Genomic DNA, 26,337 nt, shown 5'->3' on the forward strand with positions numbered 1-26,337 from the left:
AATCCTTAAAATTTAATTTAATTAGGTAAAATTTCACTAATGGATGCAAATCGTTAATGTGATGAATATCGGCTTTTTGGTTTCGCTAAATATATTAATTAGGTTTAAATATTTTAGCTAGGCCGCCGTTTATTTTTAAATCAACACTCATATAATTGTACTACGCGAAGATTTTTTTTGCACTGTCTTTAACTATCTTTAAAAAGCCAGTAAAATTATTACTGGCTTATCTTTATTTATAAGTCGATATCAACCGAATAAGAAATGACAAACTTCATATCATCATTATCGATGTCGGTATCAGATACCGCAAAGGTAAAGCCATCTTTACTTAAGCTAACACTGTAATCGTTATAATCTTCTGCGATCATGGCGTCGTCAAAAGAATAATCGCCAAGATGAAAAGCTAAGGTTAAACCGTCAGCTACTTCAAACTCTGCTCCTGCTGCAATATATAAGCTGGCATCAGCAAACGCCGCACCGTCGTCGTTATGAATTCCGTAACTTGCTGAAAGTGAAAAATATGAATAGCCCAAAGAGCCATATATCTCGCCAAAATCATATTCGTTAGTACTATCAGCTTGGGCTGAGTCAGGGTAGGCATAATAAATATAACCTACATCATAACTAACATCTTCGTTTAATTGGCCGCTAAAACCTAAGTAGAAATCTACTTCAGCACTCGCATCATCACCAAAATCGACATTTGAAGCCCAAGCTCCAGCATAAAAGCCTGAATCGTCAGCATAGTCAATACCACCAGAAATAGCGGCAGCATTGTCTGTTTGGCTAACACCACGCCATATATAGTTACTACTAGCAGCAACATTAGCAGATAAACCTTCAACAGCTGATGCTTGTGTTGATAATAATGAAGTAGCGGCAAGTAAAGATGTGAGCGATATCGATAATAGTGTTTTTTTCATAATAGTCTCTTTATGTAGTAGTTTTTTATTTAATACTTTAGGGCTAAACCATACATTGCAAGGTAGATGCCTGAGCGACATAATAATATCAATAAATTTTACATAGTAATTTCAATGGCTTGGCAAGGTTGTTTTTTTATTATGAGGGTCTCTCACTAATAGACGAGCTTTATTGGTGCAATTAAATCGTTAACGCTCATAAAAAGTGCATAAAATATCGATTCGTATTTTCATAAAATATCGACTGGTATTATCTGGTATGGAGTGGTCTTTCTTGGCAGTCTTTCACTTTATAGTTAAGCCGTGGTTATAAAAAGTAATTAGAGCACGAAATAATCATGAGCATTCGACACTAAAATAGCAATCGCTGGGTAACATTGAGTTAAATAACGCTTGGGCGCATGAATTTATAGAGTTTTCCCTTAGGTCGTTGTTATAATGTTGAGCAATATTCTAAAAAGGTTTATCTATGTCTTCTTTTTTAATTGCTCCTTCTATATTGTCTGCTGATTTCGCACGTTTAGGTGATGATGTTGCTAAGGTTTTAGCTGCGGGTGCCGATGTTGTGCACTTCGATGTAATGGATAATCATTTTGTGCCTAACTTAACTTTTGGTCCGATGATTTGTCAGTCGCTACGTGATTACGGTATTACCGCTCCTATTGATGTACATTTAATGGTCAAGCAGGTTGATAGTCTAATTCCAGGCTTTGCTAAAGCAGGCGCAGATATTATCACTTTTCATCCAGAGGCAAGTGACCATATTGATCGTACTTTGCAATTAATAAAAGACCATGGCTGTAAAGCGGGATTGGTACTAAATCCGGCCACGCCATTGAATTGTTTAGATTTTGTTATGGATAAACTTGATGTTATCTTGTTGATGTCAGTTAATCCTGGCTTTGGTGGGCAATCGTTTATTCCAACCACATTGGATAAATTGAAATTAGTAAAAGAGCGCATCATCGCTAGTGGACGTGATATTCGTTTACAGGTTGATGGTGGTGTTAAAGCAGATAATATTGCTGAAATAGCGGCGGCGGGGGCTGACATGTTCGTCGCAGGGTCAGCCATTTTCTCAAAGCCAGATTATAAGCTGGCGATTGATGAAATGCGCAGCGAATTAGCGACAGTTAGCCAATAGTTTAATTAACAAATAAATCAAATAAAATAAAGAGAAATCATGAGTAAACCTATCGTATTAAGCGGCTGTCAGCCATCAGGTGATTTAACCATTGGTAATTATTTAGGTGCGTTAAAACAATGGGTTAGCATGCAAGATAGCCATGAGTGTTATTACATGTTGGTTGATCAACATGCTATTACTGTTCGCCCAAATCCAGCAGATTTGCGAAAGGCGACGCTTGATGGCCTAGCCTTGTATCTAGCCTGCGGCGTTGACCCAGAAAAGAGTACCATCTTTATTCAATCACATGTCCCTGAACATGCTCAGCTTAGTTGGGTGTTAAATTGTTACACACAAATGGGCGAATTGAACAGAATGACGCAATACAAAGATAAGTCACAAAAGTCTGAAGCAAATATGAATTCAGGTTTATTTACTTATCCAGTCTTAATGGCGGCAGATATTCTTCTCTATAATGCTGACCGTGTGCCGGTTGGTGAAGATCAAAAGCAGCATCTAGAATTAGCCCGTGATATAGCGACTCGTTTTAATAATCTTCATGGTGACACATTCACAGTGCCAGACCCTTATATTCCTGAATTTGGTGCGCGAGTAATGAGCTTACTTGAGCCGACAAAGAAAATGTCAAAATCAGACGCTAATCCTGGTAATTTTATTGGCTTATTAGAAGACCCTAAAAAAATCAGTAAAAAAATCAAACGCGCCATGACTGATTCTGATGAAGAAGCTAATATCTATTTTAATATTGAAGAAAAGCCAGGTGTATCAAATTTATTGTCTTTATTGTCTTGTTGTACAGGTGAAACCGTTGAACAGTTAGTGCCACAATATGAAGATAAAATGTACGGGCACTTAAAAGGTGACGTTGCTAATGCTGTGGTCGCTTTATTAGAACCTATTCAGCAAAGATATCATCAAATCCGTGAGGACCAGGCTTATTTAGATTCGGTGATGAAAGCAGGCGCTGAAAAAGCATCAGCTAGAGCAAGTAAAATATTAGCAAAAGTGTATGATGCGGTAGGTTTTATTCCTCGCCCTTAATGTGTCGTCATCACTCAGTTGTTATTCTCTGGGCTAACAAACAAAAAAGCTAACGAACTCGTTAGCTTTTTTTGTTTATTAAGCCGCTTTATTTGTCTTCAAGTGCCGCTTCTTGCGCATCGTTAAATAATGTTTTACTGCTCTCAAGAAAGCCTTGGACATTATTGCTGTGAGTAAATAAATAACTTGGCGCCATTAACGTGGTATTAAAAGCGGGACGGATACTGAATTCAGGTTTTTTACTAAACTGAATTAAGAAGCTACCACCAAACAATAACAGCGTCATGCAACTTGCTACTACTGTTCTGCGTCGAGTGGTCATATGAAAACCAATTTGGCAATTTAGCCAGAATAAACAAAATGCCAATACAATAGGTAAGAAAGTGGCAAGCACGCTGAGTATTGACTGAGATGAAGCATTAAAACTGGTGATGTTTTCAATAAAATCACTTAGCCACATTAAATTGTAAAAGACAAAACAGATACCTAATTGTCCCCAAAACCTAGCATCATGCTTGGTTAAATGAGAAACCAAAGCAACACCGATAGGCCAAAGCCCAAAGAGTAAAGTCATGCCAATAGCGGGTACTAATAACTGAGTGAAATTGACTTCTACAGGGTTGTGAAGGTTAAATAACCAGCCGGTAATACTGGCAAATAATAAAATGTTTACAGCTAAAAAGAGAGGATGTCTTGTTAAGGTTAAAATATTTTCAAAAGGGCTAAAACTAATGCTTTCAGATACGGGGTGATCGGGAAAAACAATGCGTACTAAGCTTTTGCCAATCATAAAGACTTGTCCAGAACGAACTATGTGTTGATGGATAGCTGATTTTGTTTTTGAAAACTCATCGTCATAAAAGCTGCCGTTAATAGAGCCTTCATCGTTTAGCAGCCAATGTTCACCATTAAAATTAAGACTAAGGTGTTGGGCACAAATATGTGGGTCAGCCATAATAATATCATTATCATAACCACGACCAATATTGATGTGATTTTGCATAAATTTATGTCGCGCTATTAATTTATGGGCGCGAGTAATTTCTTCTATGATTATTTCCATGAAATAGACTCCATAAATTTCTCTGTAAACTTGAGTGCACTATTTTGCGTAACGCCAGCGACAGTAAAGTGGCTAAGTAAGGCTTGGTCGCCCTTATCAACAGAAATAGCTATATATAAAACGTCAAATAATTTAGGGAAGTCTTTATAGGCACGTGTACAAAGAACGGATTTGTTGGTAATCGCTTGGTTTGACGGTGTAACAATATCGTGCTGACATTGAAACTCAGTAACATCATCTTTACCCGCTTTGTTTCCTGGCATGACTTGCGTTAATTGACGCTCAAATATTTGATAAAACTTAGTGTCGCTAAGTTCTTTTGCTTGCATATAGCGATATTCCATTTCAATAGAGCCGGTGAAAAAATCATTTGAGATGTAAGTATCTTCATCCAAAGAACAATTAGCAACCACGGCTAGAACAATAGCATCTGCTTTATCAGCGTTTGACTCTCCCCAACAACGAATAAAAGGAATATTAACCACGGGAATTAAACCTTCCCCTAAAGGGCGCATCTGCCATTCGCTATTTAACAGGGTGGTAATTAACTTGTCTTGATTATCAGCAAGTTGTTGTGCCATTTGTGCTGCAATACTTTCAGGTTTACTGGTTTTATAACGCTTGTATAAGTTAAGCAGTTTATCGTGTGGTACTAAAAATCCGATTTGATTACCTGAAGTTGCGACATTTATCCCAACGACTTCAGAGTTTTTATTGACGACAGGTCCGCCACTCATTCCCGAGTTTACTGAGCCGGTAAAATGGATGCGGTCGTTAAAAGATTCATTCTTCAATCCATTGTAAGTGCCGGGTACTACTATCATGCCTAAATCGTGTGGGTTACCTAACGAGTAAAGCTCTTCGCCTTTTTGGGGAACACGCTTTGAAATTTTAAAGAAAGGCATTTCGCTATCAGTCGTTCTTTTTACTAAAGCTAGATCATTGATAACATCAACACTTTGTAAAGTAAGTGGCGCTTTTTTACCTTGGTGATCAAAAATTTCAATCGTGTACTTATTGGGATGACGCGCATAACCAGAAATAACGTGATAATTGGTCGCAATTAAACCGTCGGCACTAATTTGAAAACCAGAGCCAATTGATGACTTTTCACCGCTGGCGATGTCTATAAGTCTTATTTGATAAAGTGACGGAGCAAGTTGTTTGAATATTTCTTCTGCTTGTTCGGTGGCATAACTTATTGTGCTAACACACAATAAAATTAAGGTAGTTAAACCTTTCATTTATATTCCTTATTTTGAGTCTTAGTTCATTGTGCCATTGTTAGGTTAATTGTCATCTATTATCCCCAAATAAAGTAAATTCTCTTTGTTGTTTGTTAATGTATTGTATAGTTAAGAATAAAGTGGATAAAAGGTAGCATAATGAAAATAGCCAGCATCATGACCAAAGCATTTGTTAGCGTCTCTTTGGACGATACGTTATTGACGATAAAAAATATTTTTGAACATGCTAATTTTCATCATTTACTGGTCGTTGATAATAAACAATTATCAGGGGTTATTTCAGACAGAGATCTTCTCAAAGCACTTAGTCCTTATATCGGCACTGCCGCAGAGCTGCCAAGAGATGCAGCAACCTTAAACAAGAAAGCGCATCAAATACTGAATCGTAAATTGGTCACCTTAACGGCTAATGCTAATGTTTTTGATGCCATTGATATTTTTAATCAGACTAAAACGTCATGTATTCCTATTGTTGATGAAAATAGCATTCCCGTTGGTATATTAACTTGGCGAGATATCATGAAAACTTTAGGAGATAAAAATGCAGAGCGACGAAATTAATATAATAAGTTATTAACTATTGTCTGAGTTTAAAGCCATTATGTTGCTTAAATTAAATAAGCCTGCAAAACAGTGGCTGGAAAAGTAACTTCCGTTAGTAGGTTCAATTAGTCTGCTTTGAAAATAAGCTAGTTGTGCACTTTTTGCTTTATTTTTATTGATTATAGCTAACACAATAGTTTTAATTCTATTGGGCATACTCAAACAAGTAAGTGAAACAACTATGACGTTTTCAATTAAACCCATTGCTTTAGCAATAAGCTCTTCGCTATTTTTACCGAAGCTGTGTAGATAAACCCAGTCATATTTTTAATCTGATTATATCGAAGGCCTGCTAAACTATTAAATTTTAAATCAAATTTATAAGTAGATTAATTTAAGCTGATTTAGATCAATTACGCTGTTATATACGCTTGCTGAAAAGTTAATAGTAAAGTAGAATCAAATGATAATCATTATTATTTGAGTTGTTGTTTATGACCCTTTCACAATTGACGCGTACCCAACGAGCGGTGATCCGCACGTTGCCAACAAATTTCGATTTGACTTCAAAGTTAATCGAGCAGGGTTTTGCGTTAAAAACTGAGATATCATTAGCCCATAAAGCCCCATTTAATGGGCCACTTGCCTTTCATCTCCATGGTACTAAAATTTGTTTAGCACCGAGTATTGCTCAACAAATAGGTATAGAAATCGTCTAATGTCACAAGCTTTACATTTGGCTCTAGTTGGCTTTGCCAATTCAGGAAAAAGCACGTTTTTTAATGCTTTAACGGGCGCGAAACAACAAACAGGAAACTGGACTGGCGTCACTGTAGCGACAAAACAGCAGCGCTTCTCATTTAATAATGAGCAAGTTTTACTTTCAGACTTACCTGGCATTAGTTCTCTCGCCACACGAACTGAACAAAGTAAAGACCTGACTATTACCCAAGATTTCCTTAAAAATAACGACATTGATTGTTTAATTAATGTCGTCGATGCGACGCAATTAAAGCGTCAGTTGTATTTAACGACTCAGCTACTTGAACTCGGTTTACCGGTATTATTGGTTATCAATAAATCTGATCGAAAAGAAGCGCAAACCGTTGATATAAATATTTTAGCCAAAGAACTTGGTTGTAAAGTTATTATTGCTAACAGCTTAGCTAAAGATACCTTAAAACAAGTTGAACAGGCTTTACTTGAATTACCTAAAGCAAGTGAACGTCCAAAGAAATTAATTTTATCAGCAGATATTGTCAATAAACTCGCTGATAAAAGCTCAACTGAGGTGTTAATTGATCTTGAGTGTGGTGCTTGTAATGACCAAGGTGGCTGTCAGCAAACCAATACCGATGCTATTAGTATTATGCAGGCGCGTTACGAGTTTATTCAGCAGTTATTGATCGATGTTAAAAAGGATCTACCGGCTTCCAAAAAAGCACCGGCAATAAGTTTAAGTGACCGCCTTGACCATTTTATTCTTCATCCTTGGTTAGGTGTGCCCGTTTTTCTTGGCATGATGTACTTATTGTTTATGTTTGCTATCAATGTTGGTAGCGCTTTTATCGACTTTTTTGATATTTTAGCTGGCGCTATTTTTGTCGATTACCCGCAAAGATTTTTATCAAGTTATGATTTACCTCAGTGGTTGCTAACCTTAATTGAAGGAGCTGGCTTAGGTATTCAAACGGTCGCGACTTTTATTCCAATCATCGCTTGTTTATTTATTGGCTTATCGATTTTAGAAAGCAGTGGCTACCTAGCGCGTGCAGCGTTTGTGGTTGATAGTGCTATGCAAAAAATTGGTTTACCCGGCAAAGCTTTTGTCCCTTTAATTGTTGGTTTTGGTTGTACGGTTCCTGCTGTAATGTCAGCACGAATTCTTGACAGCGAGCGTGAACGTATCACCACTATAATGATGTCACCGTTTATGTCGTGTGGGGCACGTTTACCGGTATATGCTTTATTTGCTGCGGCATTTTTCCCTGATTCTGGGCAAAACTTAGTTTTCTTATTGTACTTAATCGGCATAGCGGCAGCACTATTCACTGGATTTTTATTAAAGCACACGGTATTAATGGGCAAAAATTCTGTCAATATTATGGAATTACCGCTTTATGAAATACCTAAGCTTTCTTATCTCGTGCATCGTGTTTGGCAACGTACTCGGTCTTTTATTTTGGGGGCAGGTAAAACGATTGTCTTAGTGGTTTGTGTACTCAACTTCTTTAACTCGTTAGGTACTGATGGTCAGTTTGGTCATCAAGACTCTCAAGAATCGGTATTAAGTAAAAGTGCTCAGGTTGTTACCCCTTTACTTGCACCTATGGGTATTAAGGAAGATAACTGGCAAGCAAGTGTTGGCATTATTACCGGCTTGTTTGCGAAAGAGGCTTTAGTGGCTACATTTAATAGTCTCTATACCGATGTGAATGCAGAGCCAGAAGCATTAAAGTCAATGGCTGAGTTGTGGACTGACGCGACGGATTCAATAAAAGAAAACTTATTAGGTATTCAAGCTGATGATCCTTTAGGGACTGATATCGGAGATGTTACCAACTTACATACCGCCGCAGAAGAACAAGGCGTTAATGAAGGAACATTCACCGTTATGCAGGCCGCATTTGCCGGTAAAATTGGCGCATTTAGTTACTTGTTATTTATTTTGCTTTATACACCTTGTGCAGCAGCTATGGGCGCAATAAAGAGTGAAGTTGGCAGTCGTTGGGCTGGATTTGCGGCTTTATGGAGCTTTTCATTGGCTTATTTAGCGGCGACATTTACTTATCAAGTGGCAACCTTCGCTACTAATCCGTTGTCAGCGGGAATTAGTATTGCCATCGTCATTGCCATTTTTGCGGCGATATATTATTGGTTAAAGCGTTTCGGTAAAAGTATTTTAACAATCCCAACACAAGTTTCTTATTATTAATTTAATTTAAGCTGAACTGAACTAAGCTTTTGCTAAAAAATACCGATAGATTGTTTGTCGGTATTTTTTTAGGCTGAAACTTTTGCTTATCTTGTTCACTAACCCAAAGTCACTCTTTACTGCTATGCTTAAATTCATTAGACCGTAAATTTACGCCTTTAATGTATAGAGATAAACGTCAATGAAATCTATGAACCAACAAATGGCGGAGCACTATTTATTAGCTAAACCAGCAAGCTCACTTTATTATCCCTTTGGCGATGACGTTAGCGTTTTCAAGGTCAAAAATAAACTGTTTGCAACGATTTCTCATGGTTCAAACGCTAAAAGTGCCAAGGTTGCAGAAGACGCTAAAGGCCACTTTTGGATGAACCTAAAATGTGACCCAAATGAGGCAGAGATATTACGTGATATTTTTCCAGGCATCATTCCCGGCTATCATATGAATAAATCTAATTGGAATACTATTATCTTAGATGGCTCAATTCCTCAGGGCGAGCTAGAGAGAATGATGGATAATTCTTATTTGCTAGTGGTCAGTAAAATGACCAAGAAAGATCAGCAATCAATTCTAATCCAGCTGTAGCCGCCATAACAGATTGATCATAAACCTAGCTACTCATTTAAAAGCGTTATCTGCTGCTTTAACTGTTTGCACTAATCAATTTACTATGTGCAACCCTTAGTGGTGTGGTTACGCCATTTTGTATATACATACTCTGGGCTTTTTTGATATGAACAAGGCTACCAGAGGATACACATCTCCACTCATCCATTACATGGAGATGGAGATACCAGACAGTTTTACTCTTCATAGATGTTCCTTAATGGCTGTAGCTGAATACTAGCTAAAGGATAATAGAGATAAGCATCTTCTGACAAACGAGATATTTTAAGGTGATAGGTTAGTAAAATTCAACTATGAATTTTACTGAAGTTGATCTTTAATCTTCGTATCACCGTAATGATAGCTATACTTAAGTTGGAGAATTATTATGATGAATACATTAACTAACAGTAATCAAGCAACTATACCCACTATTATTGGTGTCGCTGAATCGACTCATTATTTAGTTGGCGCGGTTGATTCTCTCAATAACTTTATTGGTCTAAACCAATCTAGAGATGTTGCTGTGATGGGATCTTTAGTTGAAGCCAAGAATTATCTTCGAGATAATAATATATTCAACGCTGCACTAGAGTATCAAACAGCTTATGATGAGATGTGTGGCACCAGCAGTAGCAGTGGTCGATGTAGCCAAATGATTAAGTTTTAACTGATGAAAGATAGACAATTAACACTAAGAGATTTTTTAGAAATCTATGACCATATTACCAAAGAGGGCACTAAACTCGATGGTGTTTATCAGTGTTCTGGTATTAAAGCTTGGCATGACTTTGATGGATATACATGTTGGTTAGGTTATAAAGACTTAACAATAACCTTGTTATTTCACGGCCGATTTTCAATTGAATATGATAATAAAGTGACGCTTGAATCTTTTCATAAAATAGCTGACGGTTTTGCTAAAAAATAATAACCTTTAATGAATTATCCCCAATAAAAACTGCAAATCACATTGCAGTTTTTTTATTGTTTTTAACTCAACAATTTGCATCTAAAAGTTAACCCGTACGAAAAGTTAACCAGTAATAGTTAACTTTTAACGGCCATTACTATCAACTACCAATTAATAGACTTGCCCTGCCAATCAAGATAACTCAAGGTATGGTCAATAGGAGTGTCAGCAACAATTGTTAGCAATTGTTTGGCAACAAATTCACTGGTAAAAAGTTTATCTGCAGGGACATTCTTTTGAAAAGGTTTAGACAAAGGTGTATCTGTAGTGCCGGGATGAAAAGAAATTAGCTTTATATTCTTTGCTCTTCTTGCCAACTCAATAGATGCAGTTTTAAGCATCATATTTAATGCTGCTTTCGATGCCCTATAGCTATACCAACCGCCTAATTTGTTATCATTTATGCTGCCAACCCGGGCGCTAAAAACAATAAATTTACAGGGTGACTTCCTTGTCAGTATTGGTGTCAACTTCTGAACCCATAACATCGGGGTTAATGTATTTGCACTAATGACTTGCTGAAAGGCTAGTGCATCGAAGTCTTCGAGACGTTTTTCTGGTTGAAATGTTTCACTATGCAGTATGCCGTTACAGACAAAAACTTGGCTTATGGGTAACTCACTATGGGCAACTAATTCTGCTATAGCATTGTCTATTGATTGCGGTTGGTAGTCTTCAACCATAATTTTTTTAATTTTAAGGCTGTTTTCCTGCTCAACAGTGTCTTTCTCGTCAATGGCTTGTCGACTAATAAGAATAAGGCCAGTATCAGCCAAAGAAGCTACTTGAGTGGCAATTGCTTTGCCAATGTCGCTATTTGCGCCAATGATCAGTGTTAGTTGATTTATCATAACAAGTTCCTGAATTACAGTTTGCTGTTTTTATGCCAAAAACTTTGGCGAGAAGTGCTGAAATTTGATGACGGTATTTAGCCAGTCCTAAGTAAGCCCAGTGGCTTAGTGTTTTAAATACTGGCCAATTAAGAGGAGCTACCCAAAAACCTTTACCAACAAGTGTCCAAGCCCTATGTGTGACTTCTAAACCGAGCAGAACTTTACCATTATAAGTCGCGTGTAATATTTTCATAGCGGCTGAAAAATCAATTGCAGGGTAAAGACTTGAAAAATTTTCTTGATGTATATCGACCAAAAATATGATGTTGTCTTGATCATGCCTTTTTAGGTGGATCATTTCAGTTGCACACATCGGACAGTTGCCATCATAGAATATAGTTAGCATGAATTTTCCTAAAAGTTATTGGGTGGCTACATAAATGAACCACAAATAATAAGCACTGGTATGTAGTGAGAGAACAATAAAAGTTAACCAAAAACGCATTCTCATATAACCCACATTAAAATCGTTTATTTGCTCTACCATCGTTAATTTTTTTTCATATAAAAATAAAAACATAAAGCTGAATGATAATACTATTAAGGCCAAATCACTGGGCATCAATAAAGCGGTAAAAGCTATCAAGCTTAGTAAATTACTAATAATTTGCTGTGTTAACCGAGTATTGTCTTCGGCTTTACGCCACAATGTGCCAGCAATAAAACTGACTATAATAGCGCTGTAGGCTATAAAACCTTGCTGTGCCAACACAGATGAGTCTTTTAGCACAACACTTAAAGATAAAAAACCTGCAAAAGGTAGTAGACCAAGATAGCCAAGTAACTGCCAACTTTTCATTATTGTCCCTAGAATCCGGTGAAGCTTATTTAGATTTCAAATGAATTACCGTCAAGCGCCTGGCCATCAAGTGAAATTTCTCTAGGCTGAACTTCTGGCTTAGCATAACTCAATCGTGATAACCGTTGACTGGTGTGGTAGCTATCTAGTCCTGAAATAGCAACCGTACCCAATGATTCGATATCAATATAGCCATCGGCTTTAATAGCAACTTCATTACAAAGAATATCAGTGATTTCACCTATTACTAATTGAGTACCATTAAATTCGATTGGCACTATCTCACGTAGTTTCAAGGCGTACTTTAAGTGACTTTCTTTAACAAAAGGAGCATTAATACCGTCAACATTATGAGGCGTTAAACCGGTTTGCTCAAATTCTGATTGGTCGGCATTATAGCGTGCTGATGTTTGATGTGCCGCTTGCCAAAAACTTTCATTAACTTGATTTATGGTGAATTGTTTAGTCTGCAGAATGTTTTCTAAAGTATGGCGTTCGACGATGTCTGGGCGAGTAATAAAACCAACTAGAGCAGGCGAAGAGCCTAAATGGACAACAGAGCTAAATATCGCTAAATTGTTATGGTTTTGCTTGTTGCGTGTACCAACGACGTTAGCACTTTTAAATCCAGATAAACTATTGATCAGTTGAGCCCGGTAGCGTGAATCCATCTTTAATAATTGGTTATGGCTCAAGTGTTTCATTTTAGGTTAACCCGATAATATAATTTATACTTAACTATACGCAGTTTAGGCTAAGGTCGATCACCTCGCTGTGATATTTTAATTATTGTATCTAGCTAACAGTAAAGGCAAGGCTGTACTTTACTCTTTGTTATAATGAATATTATTTTCAATAACCGTATTATTAAATTAACACTGAAATAAGAGAGTTATAATAAGCTGTTGCTAAGTTAATCTCATCGAAGGTTTAAACCTCATCCCACTTTTAAACGTATAATCGGTATAATAGAAATTAAGTGGTAATCACCCAATGATACAAAGTATTTATAAAGCCTTAATATTACTTTTAGTTTTTCCTGCTTTTTACGTCTTTTCAGAGCAGGGAACAGTGGTATCTGTTGAGCGAAAAAAAACCGAAGGTTTTCTATACGGCTTAGGTCTCAGTGTTAATAAAGAAATATACAAGGGATATAACACCCGAATAATGCCTTTACCTTTATTGGGATATCAAGGAGAAAACTTGTCGGTATTTGGACCATTCATTAATTATAAGTTAATAAATGCGAATCGATTAACGCTCTCCGCAAAATTATCCCCAAGATTCCAAGGGTTTGATGAATCTGATAGTGCTATTTTCGAAGGAATGAGAAAAAGAAAAAGTTCATTTGATGTCGGCTTTGGTCTCGATTATCAGCAAAATGATTGGAAAATTGGACTTTCTTCGATGTTTGATGCACTAAATCGTTCAAATGGCTTTGAGATAAAATCAACGATTGGTCATGTTTTTAGGTATGGGCCAATATTTTTCGAACCCTCATTTTCACTCAGTTTCTTAGATAAACATCATGTTGATTACTATTATGGTGTTTCTAAAGACGAAGTGAATCAAAATAGGGGCGCTTACCTTGGCCATAGTGGCGTTAATAAAAATATGGGATTTTCAATGGCGACCCCTATTTTTTTTGGCGGATATACTCGCTTAAATCTCGAATACACTTGGTTTGATAAAAGTATTACTGACAGTCCTTTAGTTGAAGACAATAGCAGTTTACAGTTGCTTTTAGTGTTTACGAAAAACTTCTAGCAGCCATATTAAACTAGACTAACTCGTAAGCATTTAATCCTTTTGTTGTAGTAAAACCATATTCACTGAGCCAGCTAATCGCTTTATCTTGGTCAGAAAATATTCGTCTCTCAAAGTTACTGCGTGTTTCAATTGCCATCTTATCGAGGTACATTTTTTTCATCATTGATTCATGGGCGACTTGCGCTGATTTTTCTAAACCATTTAAAATACAAAAAGCGGCTAAATCATCAACAACAGGGGCAATTTCAGGAACACTTATTTGCCAGTCATCTAAGAAGACTAAGTGCGCCCATCTTGGTGTTTTTAACAATTTTACTTGCGCTATAAATGCTTGTGAAAAATTTATCGCACACTCTTTATTCCAAGAACCCGTTAAGCGCGCAATAATTATATTATTACTGACGTGTAATTTGAATTCACCATGAGGTGCAAAATAATCATTCATTGATAATCCCCCAGCTATTCCAAAGCTAATCTGCAGTTAACACCTAAATTATTTTTATTATAGCGTTTATTTTTAACTTTTCACTTTATATATTTGATATCCATACTGTTTGATAAGGTGATAAGGTAAGTTCTTGGTTTAACTCCGTTATTTTTACTTCGGTAATAAGTTCAAGCCATGATTCGGTAATAATTAAGTTCAGCTCACTCAAGGGTAATACGACCGGTTGATCAGAAATATTACTCACACAAAACATGCTTTGTTTTCGGTCTTTACTTTGTCGCCAAAAACCAAACAATTGCAAACCTAAATGCAGGGTAAATTGCGTTGCGTTAGGGTGAAAGGCGGGTTGTTTAATTCTTAACGCCAATAAAGACTTTAATGACGAAAGCACTTTTGCATGGTGTAAGTTACTGTCATTAAGCGCTTCTTCTAAAGCTTCTACATGCCAGCGACGCCTGTTAATTGCACGGTTATGATGGGTGTTTGCTAATTTTTGATAATCATTTTGTGTGCCTAGCATGCTGTGAATGTAGATACCTGGTATGCCTTCGAGGGCAAACATAATGGCATGTGCACAAATAAAACGCTCAAAGTTCCACTGATCTTTACCTCGCACTGTGCCTTGCATCGCATCATAAAGTGATATGTTCATTTCATAGGCTTTTTGTTGGCCGCTATCTGTAGTGCGCCATGATATTTTTCCACCGAAATTTTCTACTGTCTTTACTAAGTTATCCAGCTCAGCTTCATCTAATAATCCTTCTGCTGGGCGTAAACCAATACCGTCATGTGATGCAATAAAGTTAAAATACATAGTGCCATCTTGCGCAGGAGGCATACTCATTAGCCAGCGTTTAAGGTATAAACAGTTACCCGTTAGCAAGGTATTTAATAACAACGGCGGTAATGAAAAATTATAAATCCCATGGGCTTCATTGGCATTACCAAAATAAGTGAGGTTCTGCGTATTGGGGATATTGGTTTCAGTGATAATAACAGCATCTTGTTTAGCTGACTCAATAAGCGTCCTTAATAACCTGACCACTTCGTGAGTTTGCGGTAAGTTAATACTGGGCGTTCCTACTACTTTCCACAAAAACGCGATGGCATCTAGACGAAATATTTTTACACCCATATCAAGGTATTGTTTAATAATAGAAGCGAAAGCTTTTAAAACTTCAGGGTTACGAAAGTCAAAATCAACTTGGTCATGACTGAATGTGCACCAAACAAATTGTTTGCCTTTGCCCGTTTCAATTTCCTTTAATAGTGGCGATGTCCTTGGTCTCACAACAGCTGACAAGTCATCATCAGCAAGAGCAGTAAAAAAATAATCGCTGCCTTGTCCTTCACCTTTAATGAAATTGTCAAACCATGCACTTCTGCTTGAACAATGATTGATGACTAGATCAGACATTAAACGATAATGCTCACTTATCTGGCCAATATCTTGCCAAGTACCTAACGACTCATTTACCGATGAATAATCGATAACTGAAAAACCATCATCAGAGCTATAAGGAAAAAAAGGTAAAATATGCACGCTGTTAATCGTATTACTAACGTTAGTGTCTAAAAAAGTCTTCAACGTTTTGAGTGGTACTTCATCAGCCTTAACGATACTATCGCCATAGGTTATCAAGATAATATCTTCTTCTGACCAATGGTTTGAGAAAGGCTTCGCCGCCATTGTCTCTTCAGATAACCCCATGATATCAAGCAGAGATTGGGCAATATCACTTACTGACTTTTCAAGTGGGACATCGTGATAAATAGTCGAAAGCTGCTGAACTAACTTTTCTTTTAAATTACCCTGCAATTTAGGTGTTAACTGATTATCTTGCGTTGGCATGTGGCACCTTTTTTTATAATGCTTGACTGAATTCTTCGTTATCTAACTCTACCGCTTCTTTTAGTTGCGATAAAATATCAGGTATGGCGCTAACTACTCTATTCCAAGAAGGAATAAACGGCGTATCCATGGGTTGATCTAAGAAGGTATTGCCCGCGGTTAAAATATTCTGTGCGAACATCTCAACGGCTTTTTCTTCATTATGAATATCAAGTTTAAGGCCATTCATCATGGCATCATTTCGATAAGTTTCGACATAATCCAGCGCAATTCGATAGTAAGTCGCTTTCAATGTTCTGAATTTTTCTGCCGTGAACGTTTCGCCTTGGGTAGCAAGTTTTCGAATAAAGGCTTTACTGATATCAATCGACATTTTTGATAAACCACCGTCAGTATTATCCAAAGATAAATCTTGATGCTTATGATCGTAGGTCGCCGCAATATCAACTTGGCATAAACGGTTAGGCGAATAGTTGCGATACATTTCTGAGAGCACACCAATTTCAAGGCCCCAATCACTAGGAATACGAATATCGTTTAATACATCTCGACGAAAAGAAAATTCACCGGCTAAAGGATATAAAAAACTGTCCATGTATTCTAAATAGTCACAATGACCGACTGTTTTTTTCAACGCTTTAATTAGCGGTGTTACTAATAGACGAGAGACACGGCCATTTATTTTTCCACCGGCAACTCGTGCATAAAAACCTTTAGCAAACTCATAATTAAACATAGGGTTAGCAACAGGATAAAGTAGTCTATCTAGTAGTTCACGTTCGTAGGTCAAAATATCACAGTCATGTAGGGCAATTGACTCCGCTTTACCCGAAGCTAAAATATAGCCCATGCAATACCAAACATTACGGCCTTTACCCAACTCTTTAGGGGCTAACCCTAGGGCATGTAATTTTGCATCTATCGCTTGTAATCTTGGACCGTCATTCCATAATACTCGGTGATGTTGCGGCAGTTGCCCAAAGAAAGTTAAGGCGTGTTTATATTGTTCAAGATCGGCACGGTCAAGACCAATAACTATTTCTGATAAATATTCGACACCTTTAATTTTATTAATAATGTCGGGTAGAGCTTTTCCTTCTAATTCAGAAAATAATGAAGGTAAAATAAGCCCTAAAGAGCGCTTTTTAGAGAAGGCTAGTATTTCAGCTGCCATATCTGCTGGTTCACGCTGTGCTAGGTTATGTAGCGTGGTTACTGTACCGTTTTGATAAAAATCAGCCATGGTTTACCTCTTATATAATAGTAGAAGATGAAAGTAGTTGCTTTGCTAGCAGAGTTTGTAATGCTTGAGCCCAACCCTCAGGACCATACTCTTGCGTACGAGTCGTTTTAAATTGGCGATAAAGTGTGGGAAAGTTATGAACGGGTGAACGAATTTGTACCGCGATATCTGCGGCTTCTAGCATTGGGCTATCATTTTCACCGTCACCCAAGGCAATGGTCAGAATTGCAGGGTTATTAAAGTTTTCTCGATATTGCTCTGTTAGCCAAATTAGGGCTTGGCCTTTATCGCAGTAGCCACCGATATGAATGAACCGACCACCTTGAACAACATTGGCACCTAGATCAATAAGATGCTCTATAAAGCTATTTTTGCTGTCCTCATCACCGAACCATTGAATGGGTTCACCATATTGCCTTTGTTGAGCGCGCTTAGCTTCTGCTAACGACAGCCCTGTTATTTCGGTAAGGTCAGCTGCAGACATAGTGGAAAAACCTTGATAATACTTTTTAAATTCATCAGTTTGTTCAGCTAATAACGTTAACCAATGCTGCCTAGGTAAACAGAAAGACTTTACCCAATAGTCACCAACAATTTCAGTGTCAGCAGGTTGTACTAAAAAAGTAGCTATAGGAATATAAATAGCGGCACCATTTTCAACAATAAAGGGGGTATCTAGTTTGAGCTCACGATGGATAATGGCTAATTCAGCAAGGGTTTTACTGGTATTTAAAATAACCGGAATATTGGCACATTTTAATTGCGCAAGTGTTTTATCTGCGGGGCTTGATTGATAAGTGAAGTGATCGAGTAAGGTTCCATCTAAGTCACTAAAAACAAGTGTTCTTAATGAGCTCATCGTACTTCCTTTAGAGGCACATCTGTTATTTGGCGAGCATAATCTAAGTAAAATATTGCGTCGGCAGATTGTGCGATAGTCGTACAGCTCTGTACGCTAAGTCTCTGGAAATATTGGGTGAAGTTTAATATTTCTGCAGGAGACATGACCTTTGAGTTAGCTAAGTTGATGTTTCTAGCTTGTAATTTTTGCTCTTGCTCTAATCGCCATTTATAAACACAGTCAAATGATGGTGCTTGCAGTGCTAACCAAAAATCCATGTTTTTGTACAAGGGAACATAAGCCTCGCTCAGCTGTTGATTAACGTAATTTCGCCATTCACCTTTAGCGTCATACTGCAATTCAAGTTCATTAATAGCTGACCTTAGTTGTTCTTCAGTTTGAGGCTTTACCCCCCAACACCATCCTTCTAATAAAATAATATCTATTGGTTTATCAACCACAGTCCACTGCTCTTTTGGATAGGGTTCATCAGTCGCCTTATTGAATCTAGGGATAGAAAATCCCGTTTTTTTAGCTTTTAATTGCAAAAGTATGTGCTCAAGAGTCGCCATATCATGGGTGCCTGGCACACCTCTGGTCGCTAATAAGGGGTGAATATTTTCTGCAAGCTGCTGACGTTTTTCACCCGTTAGGTAAAAATCATCTAAAGACATTACCACCACATTAAGAGGGTGTTGTGTTGTTAAATATTCAGCGAGAAAATCTGTTAATGTAGACTTTCCACTACCTTGGCAGCCATTGATACCAACAAAGTACGGTGTGTTGTGTTTTTTAAATTGCGCCAATATTCGCTCAGCAAGTGGTTGATAATGCAGTTTAACGGTGTCGCTGAATTCATCAGGTAGTTTGTGTTGTTCAATAAAAGCAGAGAGCATAATTTTCACTATAGATAACGATTCATTATCATTAGAGCATCAAGTCTTATGCCAGGTCATTAGTAAACAGTGCTTTGCTACTAATTTATTGTAATAAAAGGTTTTTATTTGAGGTTAGTGTTTTTTTGAAATGATGAGTAACCGAGGAAAGTGCACTGATGTGATTAAGCGCTCCGTTTTGGTGCGGTAAAAATCAAGGGTGAAGTGGTGAGTTAATATGTCGTGCTGATCACCGCCACTTAAGTTGAGAATTCACGGCAACTTGAGAATTTATTTTGGAATTTTGTTTATGTTCAATGTTAAAATTTATATCGACACATACAAAGTGAAGCTAATTACACTGGGTAAATACTTCTAGATAGGCCCATATGTGGGTTCCTGTTTATTTCTAATTTTTTTGCTGCACGGTTAAGCTCTGCAAAAGTGTGTTTATTAAATAATGATAAAGATAAATCTAGAGATAATATAAGAAGCTAAGTGATCACATAGAAATAAGCTTAGACGTGCAAACCACCTCTGCTGTTGCCACAGACTGTGTGAATAGTTAACGTTCCGCGTTAGAGATATTATGACCGCAATATCGGAACTCCAGTCATAGACTTTTGATTTTTTAGCGGAAGTTCTGAGACCGAAGCGGTCAAAAATGGTGGCTAATATTCACCTCTATTTAAATCGGCTTAGATACGAAAGCTGACTAAGTACTTTGTATTTTATGTTTAGAGCAAATATGCATAAATCTTGGTCTGAAAAGTGCGAGGCGGAATAAATTTTTTGAAATTGTTTGTATTTGTTAAAGGTAGCTGTAAACACGTTAGTTGACCTAAACAGGTCCACAGCTAACTATTGACAATATTAGAGTTTTTTTTTTATATCCGCAACATCATCTGCTAACGAAGGCCCGTTAGCAGATGATGTAGGTAATGAAGAGGTTACCCCGCTAAAGCACAGTGGTAAAATAGTAGGGTCATTAAAAAAGTGGGTAACTAAAATGCATAACCTACACTTAAGAAAATAATATTTTTACTTTTTCTGCCCTTAGTACGTGTAAATCCACCCCCCGATTCAGCCACGCTAGGCATTTTGCCAATATCTAAACCGAAGTTGAGCCCTTTAATTGGTGTATTGGCGTAATAGTTAATATTAACAGAATAGATTTTTCGAAAAGTTTGGGTATAAGTTCCACCTAATGACCATTTAGGGGAAAGAAAGTAATCATATCCTGCTCCTATTCCAATAAGACCTACTGATCCGCGAAAACGATGAGCGTCATTCTTCGTGGATATTTGGTATCCTACAAGCCCAGAGTATTGTAAACCAAACCCCATCGATTGATTAAATTCAGTAGCACGCAACGAGTTAGTGAATAATAAACATAAAACTAGACATATTCTGATCATTTTTACTTCCTTTTAAAATTTTAATGACTATAAATTTTAATGACTATAAATTTTAATGACTATAAATTTTAATGACTATAAATTTTAATGACTATAAATTATAAATTATAAATTATAAATTATAAAATTTGAATTGCTTATGTTTACATATCCATTCAAATTTATTTTTGGTGTAACTGGATTGATACAGCTAAAAATAAGGTGGTTACATCAGTTCGACCATGCGACTTAGGGCTTTTAGAATAGAGTCTATGTATCTTGCAAGCTCATACCTGCCATTGATTGACCATATCGACATGCTAATTTTGCCACAAAATAGTTTTGATAATCAGAGCATCCGGCACCAATACAAAGCTGATTTATCCAACCAATAATAGTCATTTAGTCACAATCTGCAATGTTGAATACAGAATCTTTCTATAGAGAATCTATGGTGTATTCCTCTATAGTGTTCTAATAATATTATCAGTGATGGTGCGGTAGGCATCATTAAAACGTTGTTGATAAAAGTTATCATCTTGCTCTAGCCAAGTCTCAACAAATTCAGGCGGACTCTGATATTGGTAAGTTTTTGTTTGAGCACGCGTTCGTCCATTTTCAAGGTAATCAACAACAACGGTGGCTTCTAACGAAAGAGCAACTCTGCCATCACTAAATGAGTGAAATTCTAGTGATGTAATTTGTATTGACACTTCGTTGCTATACGGTGAGTCAACAACGGTAAAGTTTTTACTGGCTTGTTTTATTACTTCAGTTAAAAGATTTTTATGTGGCTCGCTGCTTTGAATATAAGTAGTGGCTTTGTTTGTTAAAGTGGCTTCGTTTTCTGCGGAAATTCCTGTTGCGTTACCAACAACGGCTCCTACAGCTCCTCCTCCCACAGCTCCAGTCAGAGCTAAAAAAGGAGCACAAATCACAATCCATGGGCCACACAGCAGTCCCCCTGCGATAGCTCCCCCTACAGCACCAGTTTTCCCACCAGTGGCAGCATCTTCACCCACACCTTTGTTCGTAATTTTAAAAGTCAAAATTTTGTCTGAATATGACTTAGTCACAAAAGCGACAGAATCTCCTTGTTGTATCGCATTAAGTTTCGATGTACTGCTGCATGCACTAAGTGTAGCTAAACAGATACAAGTGAATAAACGAAAAATTTGTGAATTTAAATTGAACATGTATAGAAACTTCCTTTTATTTTATTTTATTTCTAGGTTATTGATAATTAGCTTACATTTTAAACAATATTTATACTACTTTTGATTATATATTGGATATTCGAATAATTACAATTAAACACAGATTAACAAATATTATTTCAAAATAAACAGAATGATGCCCATTAAATTTAGCCATAATAACCTTTAATTAGTATTGTTAGCGTGTATACCAAAGATCTTCGAAAGCAAAATAGATAGATAGCGTTTATGAGCAAGTATCCGTTAGTAAGCTAAAGCGTACTTATAACATCAAAAGCAAAGCAAAAAGAATTAACGCACAAGAAGAAATCACAGTCATGCATAGCAATTATGTGAACGGCGGGATTGGTCACGTTGTTCACATTCAGGTTAACAGGTTATTGGCGAAGAGTTATCATCAAATAACTCTTTTTTCATCTATGGGGAACGTCCGCTATTAGGAAACCGTTAGCATAATGTGATTGTTGAGTCATATCCGCTCTAGATCAAAACATACAAAATTTTCTGTATAAATTCTAAAATACTAAGGTCGGTAAAGTGGCTTGACCTGAACTGTGTTGATGATTGCTCTACTTCCGCTTTTGGCTAGCTGGAGAAGTATCTAATAATCACTAGGCCAATGTTAACAAAGATACGAAAGAAGACAATTCAATAACTGTTTCAAACCTATATTATTAGCTAGCTTTGTTGACAATTTTAAAGAGTGAGGAATAGGTATTCTATATTTACCACCCCTTCCTCTGGAGAGGAAGGGGTCAGGCATAATAATTAATAACTGCAATTTTTAGGAGAGCAGATCTCACTTTCACAATAGTGACATCTGGTTGTGTTTTTTCCTTGAGATTTAGCTGTGTAAAGATACTTGTCGGCATATTCGAGTAGGTCGATTTTGTTATTAAAGTTACTTGGATGGACACAAGCTAAACCAGCACTCACGGTAACACGTATACTATCCTTTATTGCATCACGTTTAATATTCAATTCTTTTAAAACTTGATGTATTTTGGTGCAAATTTCTTGTGCTTGTTTAGATGACGTATTTCCTAAAACATAAATAAATTCTTCCCCACCGTACCGACAAAATAGATCACTTGGTCTGTTTACTAATTGTTTTAATTCATTACAAATTGTCTTTAAACACCAATCACCTTTAACGTGACCATACGTATCATTGAATGCTTTAAAGTCATCAATATCAATAATGATGAGACTAATTGGAGACAATGACCGGGCACATCGAAGCCATTCTTTTTGAAAAAATTCGTCAAATGCTCTACGATTTGCAACCCCTGTTAGGGCATCGATATTGGAATTTATATCTGCTTGTTTTTTCTGCGTGATATTAACATGCTGTAATAAGGTATAAGTTTTTTGGTTGGATTTAAATGGAGTGCAGTTGAGTGAAAACCAACGATGATTGTCTGGACTATGACAAGGATATTCAAATGAAAAACTCGGAGAGTTCTGACTGGCAACAGCTTCTATGCCTGATAAAATGAGTGAAATATCATCATTATCTTCACTTATTGAATTCTTACAAATATCGAAGTAATTGATTTTATGCCAATCGGTGGATTGCGTTGAAGAGTTATTTAATTCAAAATCGACCCATGCCTGATTTACAAATACAATATCACCAATATTATTAATAATACAAATATGTTCAGGAAGAGCATCGAGTGCATTATTGAAAAAGTCTACCTCATCCATGAATAAGTACCTATCAACTAAATACAATGTGATTAATAAATATACGATCAAAACCAGAATATTGCAACTATGGGATTTTTAAGCTTATCAGCTAGTTGGACGAATACTTATTATATCGCTGCTAAGGAGTTTTAAAATCAAATAAGCCAAACTGTCTAGTTTGCCACAAACTCTTCATAGCAGTTTCTTGGATAAGGACAGCTTATGTTTAGGTTTGTTAGATACCAGTCGCGACAAAACACCATAAGATCAAGCAAGCTTCACTCCTCAGGCTGGTGTCTAACAAACTCCAGAGAACGAAACCGCGTGAACCAAGTGCTTACTATGGGGAATGCTATATCGTGGTTGGGTGTTTGACTGGGTAATTTTGAATTAGCGCTTGTTGCTGTTTGACTTTAGTTGGCATAAACGACTTATTAACGAGTAAAAACTCAATGAAGTATAGCGTCATATTCGCTATTGTGGTGTTTTTGGCAAAGCGATCCCTTATCAACATTCGATAATAGAGATACTTATTTCCATTTGCTAATTCACAAGCTTGATTGGTGGTGCGCGAGGTTTCAACCTGCAAATTAGAATATCTTTAATAATCATTGGCTCACTACATTCTGGGCATGTAAAGACAATACTTTTTGCAGGTGGAAGTGATTTACCCTCAACTAATTCCGGTGTGGTTACTTCAGGCACTTTTACATTAAGTAGGCTCTTAACTTTAGTTAAGTTCTTCTTACAAGTCGTATTGGCAATCAAGCCATAATGCCTGATACGTTGAAACCCCGAAGGTAAAGCATGCAACAAAAACCGTCGTATAAATTCACCATGGCTTAATGTCATCGTTCGGTATCGCTTTGACGCTTTAGCACGATAGTTTTTAACACGAAACGTAACGTCATTTTCATCACTTTTAACCAAGCGACTATTGGATATCGCTACGCGGTGTGTATAACGAGCAAGGTAAGCGAAAACAGCTTTAGGCCCTGAAAAAGGTCTTTTAGCATAAACTACCCATTCTTTTTTTCGTAACGGCGTAAGCCATTTGGTAAACGACACTTCATCTTCAAGCGACTTACTTTCACCAAAGAATATCAGTTGATTTTGTTGATAAGCTTGCGCTAATTTCTCAAGGTATAAGCGACGAAACAATCGCGATAACACACGCACAGGCAGGAAGAAGCCTGATTTACTTGATACCCACTTTTCCCCATCAAGAGATAAACCACCACCTGGTACAATACCATGCACATGCGGATGATGTGTCATCGCAGAGCCCCATGTATGAAGGACAAAAGTAACCCCTAATTTAGCGCCGAGTCGCTTTTCATCAGCGCCTATCGTGAGAAGCGTTTCTGCCGCCGTTTTCAGTAATAAGCCATACATTATCGACTTGTTGTAGTAGGCAATTTCTGCGATTTCTTTTGGTAAGGTAAAAACCAAATGATAATAATCGACAGGTAGTAGTTGCGCTTGTCTCGCTTCAAGCCATCTTTTTGCTGAGCTTGCTTGGCATTTTGGGCAATGCCTATTACGACATGAGTTATAAGAAATATGAGTCTTATGACATGATTGGCAATAAAGTTGATGTCCACCTAAAACCTCTGTTCGACAATTTTCAATGGCTGACATGATTTTCAATTGACTGAGGTTAATATGCCCCTGATGCTTATCACGCCATACTTGACCGTTCTGTCGAAATATATCGGATACTTCTAATTGAGGACGAGTCATGATAAATACTCACGACTTGTCCTTATCTTTAGTCTTATCCTTGCTTTCTAAAGCGTCAAGTGGACTGATAACTTCGCGTAATAAGTTTGTTGCGACCTGAGCATATAAAGCCGTGGTACCTAATTTAGCATGCCCAAGCAATACCTGTATGACACGTATATCAACATGCGCTTCAAGTAAATGTGTAGCAAAGCTGTGACGTAAGGTATGCATCGATACCTTTTTATTAATACCAGCGTCCTTGGCCGTTGTTGTACAAACTCTAGCAAGCTGACGACTCGTCATATGATTAATCGGATTAAGCCCTGGAAACAACCAACCTTCACGATGCATTTGCCCATGTTTATTAGCAAACAACCACCAATGTCGTAAATGCTCGAGTAGCGCAGGAGATAACATAGCGTATCTGTCTCAGCTTCCTTTACCTTGTTCAACGCGAAGTACCATACGCTCACTGTCTATATCTGAGACTTTAAGCGAAACGACTTCGCTAACGCGAAGCCCAGCACCATAAGCAACAGAAAATGCAGCATGGTATTTAGGATGAGCGGCTGCCCCAAGAAACAGTTTTATCTCTTCTAGACTCAAAATAATGGGTAACTTACGTGCGATTGAAACAGTGATTAATTTGGTGAGTAACTGCGGTTTATCTAACGTAACATTATATAAAAACCTCAAACCAGAAAGGGTGCTATTAATCGTTGTTCCTGTTGCGCCGTCTTCAACTAAAAACAATTGGAACTCACGCAAATTGTCACGGGTAGCGTTTTCAGGTGAATGTTTCAAATATTCACATAAACGATTTAGTGCTCGGACATAACCTATCTGTGTTTTAGCCGTAAGCTTACGGATAACCATGTCTTCAGTGAAACGTTGGCTCAGTTCAGGATCAAAATAAGTAGAAAAAATCATGTTAAAACTCCTCGTTAATTGAGACGAAATGCCTCAATACTAAGAGTAGAAAAGAATATGGAAGGTTAAAGGATTTAAAGAGTTAGCCAAGAGCTCCAATACCGCGGAGCGGTTTAGTTCTTTGGCTAACTGAAGAAGGCTCTAATACAATCTGACTCAATATTAAAAAGATA

26 protein-coding genes and 1 pseudogene are annotated in these 26,337 nt (G+C 37.2%); 9 read left to right on the forward strand and 18 right to left on the reverse strand.

What is annotated here, in order from left to right:
* Positions 1–236: 236 nt before the first annotated feature.
* The gene (locus tag A3Q34_RS12480) at positions 237–926 is read right to left on the reverse strand and encodes a TorF family putative porin (protein ID WP_070375656.1); all 690 of its coding nucleotides are present in this window, start codon (positions 924–926) and stop codon (positions 237–239) included.
* Positions 927–1,395: 469 nt separating this feature from the next.
* On the opposite strand from A3Q34_RS12480, the gene rpe reads away from it, so the two are divergent.
* On the forward strand, positions 1,396–2,070 hold the full coding sequence (gene rpe / locus A3Q34_RS12485) for a ribulose-phosphate 3-epimerase (RefSeq protein WP_070375657.1): 675 nt from the start codon (positions 1,396–1,398) through the stop codon (positions 2,068–2,070).
* Positions 2,071–2,109: 39 nt separating this feature from the next.
* On the forward strand, positions 2,110–3,114 hold the full coding sequence (trpS, locus tag A3Q34_RS12490; RefSeq protein WP_070375658.1) for a tryptophan--tRNA ligase: 1,005 nt from the start codon (positions 2,110–2,112) through the stop codon (positions 3,112–3,114).
* An 88-nt stretch (positions 3,115–3,202) separates the two neighbouring features.
* Here trpS and A3Q34_RS12495 read toward each other — a convergent pair whose 3' ends face one another.
* Both A3Q34_RS12495 and A3Q34_RS12500 read right to left on the reverse strand, forming a co-directional pair.
* Positions 3,203–4,177: an FHA domain-containing protein gene (locus A3Q34_RS12495; RefSeq protein ID WP_070375659.1), complete on the reverse strand. Its 975-nt coding sequence runs from the start codon at positions 4,175–4,177 to the stop codon at positions 3,203–3,205.
* On the reverse strand, positions 4,168–5,421 hold the full coding sequence (locus A3Q34_RS12500; protein ID WP_070375660.1) for a S1 family peptidase: 1,254 nt from the start codon (positions 5,419–5,421) through the stop codon (positions 4,168–4,170). The genes A3Q34_RS12495 and A3Q34_RS12500 overlap by 10 nt, the downstream gene beginning before the upstream one ends.
* Positions 5,422–5,562: 141 nt before the next feature.
* On the opposite strand from A3Q34_RS12500, the gene A3Q34_RS12505 reads away from it, so the two are divergent.
* The 6 genes from A3Q34_RS12505 (at position 5,563) to A3Q34_RS12535 (ending at position 10,440) form a co-directional block, all read left to right on the forward strand.
* Positions 5,563–5,985 carry a CBS domain-containing protein gene (locus tag A3Q34_RS12505; RefSeq protein ID WP_070375661.1) on the forward strand — a complete coding sequence of 141 codons (423 nt, stop codon included), beginning with the start codon at positions 5,563–5,565 and terminating at the stop codon, positions 5,983–5,985.
* A gap of 476 nt (positions 5,986–6,461) precedes the next feature.
* The gene (locus tag A3Q34_RS12515; protein ID WP_070375663.1) at positions 6,462–6,686 is read left to right on the forward strand and encodes a FeoA family protein; all 225 of its coding nucleotides are present in this window, start codon (positions 6,462–6,464) and stop codon (positions 6,684–6,686) included.
* The gene (gene feoB / locus A3Q34_RS12520) at positions 6,686–8,902 is read left to right on the forward strand and encodes a ferrous iron transport protein B (protein ID WP_070375664.1); all 2,217 of its coding nucleotides are present in this window, start codon (positions 6,686–6,688) and stop codon (positions 8,900–8,902) included. The genes A3Q34_RS12515 and feoB overlap by 1 nt, the downstream gene beginning before the upstream one ends.
* A gap of 190 nt (positions 8,903–9,092) precedes the next feature.
* The gene (locus A3Q34_RS12525; RefSeq protein WP_070377143.1) at positions 9,093–9,488 is read left to right on the forward strand and encodes an MmcQ/YjbR family DNA-binding protein; all 396 of its coding nucleotides are present in this window, start codon (positions 9,093–9,095) and stop codon (positions 9,486–9,488) included.
* Positions 9,489–9,897: 409 nt separating this feature from the next.
* A complete protein-coding gene (locus tag A3Q34_RS12530) occupies positions 9,898–10,179 on the forward strand; it encodes a DUF6482 family protein (RefSeq protein WP_083278001.1) in 282 nt (93 codons plus the stop codon).
* A gap of 3 nt (positions 10,180–10,182) precedes the next feature.
* Positions 10,183–10,440: a DUF3081 family protein gene (locus A3Q34_RS12535; protein ID WP_070375665.1), complete on the forward strand. Its 258-nt coding sequence runs from the start codon at positions 10,183–10,185 to the stop codon at positions 10,438–10,440.
* Between the two features lie 146 nt (positions 10,441–10,586).
* On the opposite strand, the gene A3Q34_RS12540 is transcribed toward A3Q34_RS12535, so the two are convergent.
* Genes A3Q34_RS12540 through A3Q34_RS12555 form a run of 4 tightly spaced genes read right to left on the reverse strand, consistent with a single transcriptional unit; the run spans position 10,587 to position 12,878 of the window.
* Positions 10,587–11,333: an SDR family NAD(P)-dependent oxidoreductase gene (locus A3Q34_RS12540; protein ID WP_070375666.1), complete on the reverse strand. Its 747-nt coding sequence runs from the start codon at positions 11,331–11,333 to the stop codon at positions 10,587–10,589.
* Positions 11,296–11,721: a thiol-disulfide oxidoreductase DCC family protein gene (locus tag A3Q34_RS12545; RefSeq protein WP_070375667.1), complete on the reverse strand. Its 426-nt coding sequence runs from the start codon at positions 11,719–11,721 to the stop codon at positions 11,296–11,298. Before A3Q34_RS12545 ends, A3Q34_RS12540 begins: the two co-directional genes overlap by 38 nt.
* 15 nt (positions 11,722–11,736) lie before the next feature.
* Positions 11,737–12,174 carry a DUF3429 domain-containing protein gene (locus A3Q34_RS12550; protein ID WP_070375668.1) on the reverse strand — a complete coding sequence of 146 codons (438 nt, stop codon included), beginning with the start codon at positions 12,172–12,174 and terminating at the stop codon, positions 11,737–11,739.
* 29 nt (positions 12,175–12,203) lie between these two features.
* The gene (locus A3Q34_RS12555; protein WP_070375669.1) at positions 12,204–12,878 is read right to left on the reverse strand and encodes a flavin reductase family protein; all 675 of its coding nucleotides are present in this window, start codon (positions 12,876–12,878) and stop codon (positions 12,204–12,206) included.
* A gap of 289 nt (positions 12,879–13,167) precedes the next feature.
* Here A3Q34_RS12555 and A3Q34_RS12560 point away from each other — a divergent pair, with 289 nt between their 5' ends.
* Entirely contained in the window at positions 13,168–13,941 is a 774-nt protein-coding gene (locus A3Q34_RS12560) for a MipA/OmpV family protein (protein ID WP_070375670.1), read from the forward strand.
* A 13-nt stretch (positions 13,942–13,954) separates the two neighbouring features.
* Here the strand turns inward: A3Q34_RS12560 and A3Q34_RS12565 are convergent, their stop codons facing one another.
* The 11 genes and pseudogenes from A3Q34_RS12565 to A3Q34_RS12610 form a co-directional block, all read right to left on the reverse strand.
* A complete protein-coding gene (locus tag A3Q34_RS12565; RefSeq protein ID WP_070375671.1) occupies positions 13,955–14,389 on the reverse strand; it encodes a hypothetical protein in 435 nt (144 codons plus the stop codon).
* Positions 14,390–14,474: 85 nt separating this feature from the next.
* The gene (locus tag A3Q34_RS12570) at positions 14,475–16,244 is read right to left on the reverse strand and encodes an alpha-amylase family glycosyl hydrolase (protein WP_083278002.1); all 1,770 of its coding nucleotides are present in this window, start codon (positions 16,242–16,244) and stop codon (positions 14,475–14,477) included.
* Positions 16,245–16,257: 13 nt separating this feature from the next.
* Positions 16,258–17,487 (reverse strand): glycosyl transferase, encoded by a 1,230-nt coding sequence (locus A3Q34_RS12575; protein ID WP_070375672.1) that lies wholly within the window; start codon positions 17,485–17,487, stop codon positions 16,258–16,260.
* 10 nt (positions 17,488–17,497) lie between these two features.
* Positions 17,498–18,346 carry an HAD-IIB family hydrolase gene (locus A3Q34_RS12580; protein ID WP_070375673.1) on the reverse strand — a complete coding sequence of 283 codons (849 nt, stop codon included), beginning with the start codon at positions 18,344–18,346 and terminating at the stop codon, positions 17,498–17,500.
* Positions 18,343–19,224, reverse strand: a complete 882-nt coding sequence (locus A3Q34_RS12585) for a kinase (RefSeq protein WP_070375674.1) — start codon at positions 19,222–19,224, stop codon at positions 18,343–18,345. Before A3Q34_RS12585 ends, A3Q34_RS12580 begins: the two co-directional genes overlap by 4 nt.
* Before the next feature lie 983 nt (positions 19,225–20,207).
* Positions 20,208–20,621, reverse strand: coding sequence for a hypothetical protein (locus A3Q34_RS12590; protein WP_070375675.1), 414 nt, complete (start codon positions 20,619–20,621; stop codon positions 20,208–20,210).
* A 249-nt stretch (positions 20,622–20,870) separates the two neighbouring features.
* On the reverse strand, positions 20,871–21,002 hold the full coding sequence (locus tag A3Q34_RS21100; protein ID WP_269447148.1) for a hypothetical protein: 132 nt from the start codon (positions 21,000–21,002) through the stop codon (positions 20,871–20,873).
* A 62-nt stretch (positions 21,003–21,064) separates the two neighbouring features.
* The gene (locus A3Q34_RS12595; RefSeq protein WP_070375676.1) at positions 21,065–21,796 is read right to left on the reverse strand and encodes a hypothetical protein; all 732 of its coding nucleotides are present in this window, start codon (positions 21,794–21,796) and stop codon (positions 21,065–21,067) included.
* Between the two features lie 789 nt (positions 21,797–22,585).
* Positions 22,586–23,527, reverse strand: coding sequence for a sensor domain-containing diguanylate cyclase (locus tag A3Q34_RS12600; protein ID WP_070375677.1), 942 nt, complete (start codon positions 23,525–23,527; stop codon positions 22,586–22,588).
* A 525-nt stretch (positions 23,528–24,052) separates the two neighbouring features.
* The gene (locus tag A3Q34_RS12605; RefSeq protein ID WP_070375678.1) at positions 24,053–25,252 is read right to left on the reverse strand and encodes an IS91 family transposase; all 1,200 of its coding nucleotides are present in this window, start codon (positions 25,250–25,252) and stop codon (positions 24,053–24,055) included.
* 9 nt (positions 25,253–25,261) lie between these two features.
* Positions 25,262–26,164, reverse strand: a pseudogene (locus A3Q34_RS12610) (tyrosine-type recombinase/integrase).
* Positions 26,165–26,337 lie beyond the last annotated feature (173 nt).

Origin of the sequence: Colwellia sp. PAMC 20917 (assembly GCF_001767295.1) — a bacterium.
GTDB lineage: Bacteria > Pseudomonadota > Gammaproteobacteria > Enterobacterales > Alteromonadaceae > Colwellia_A.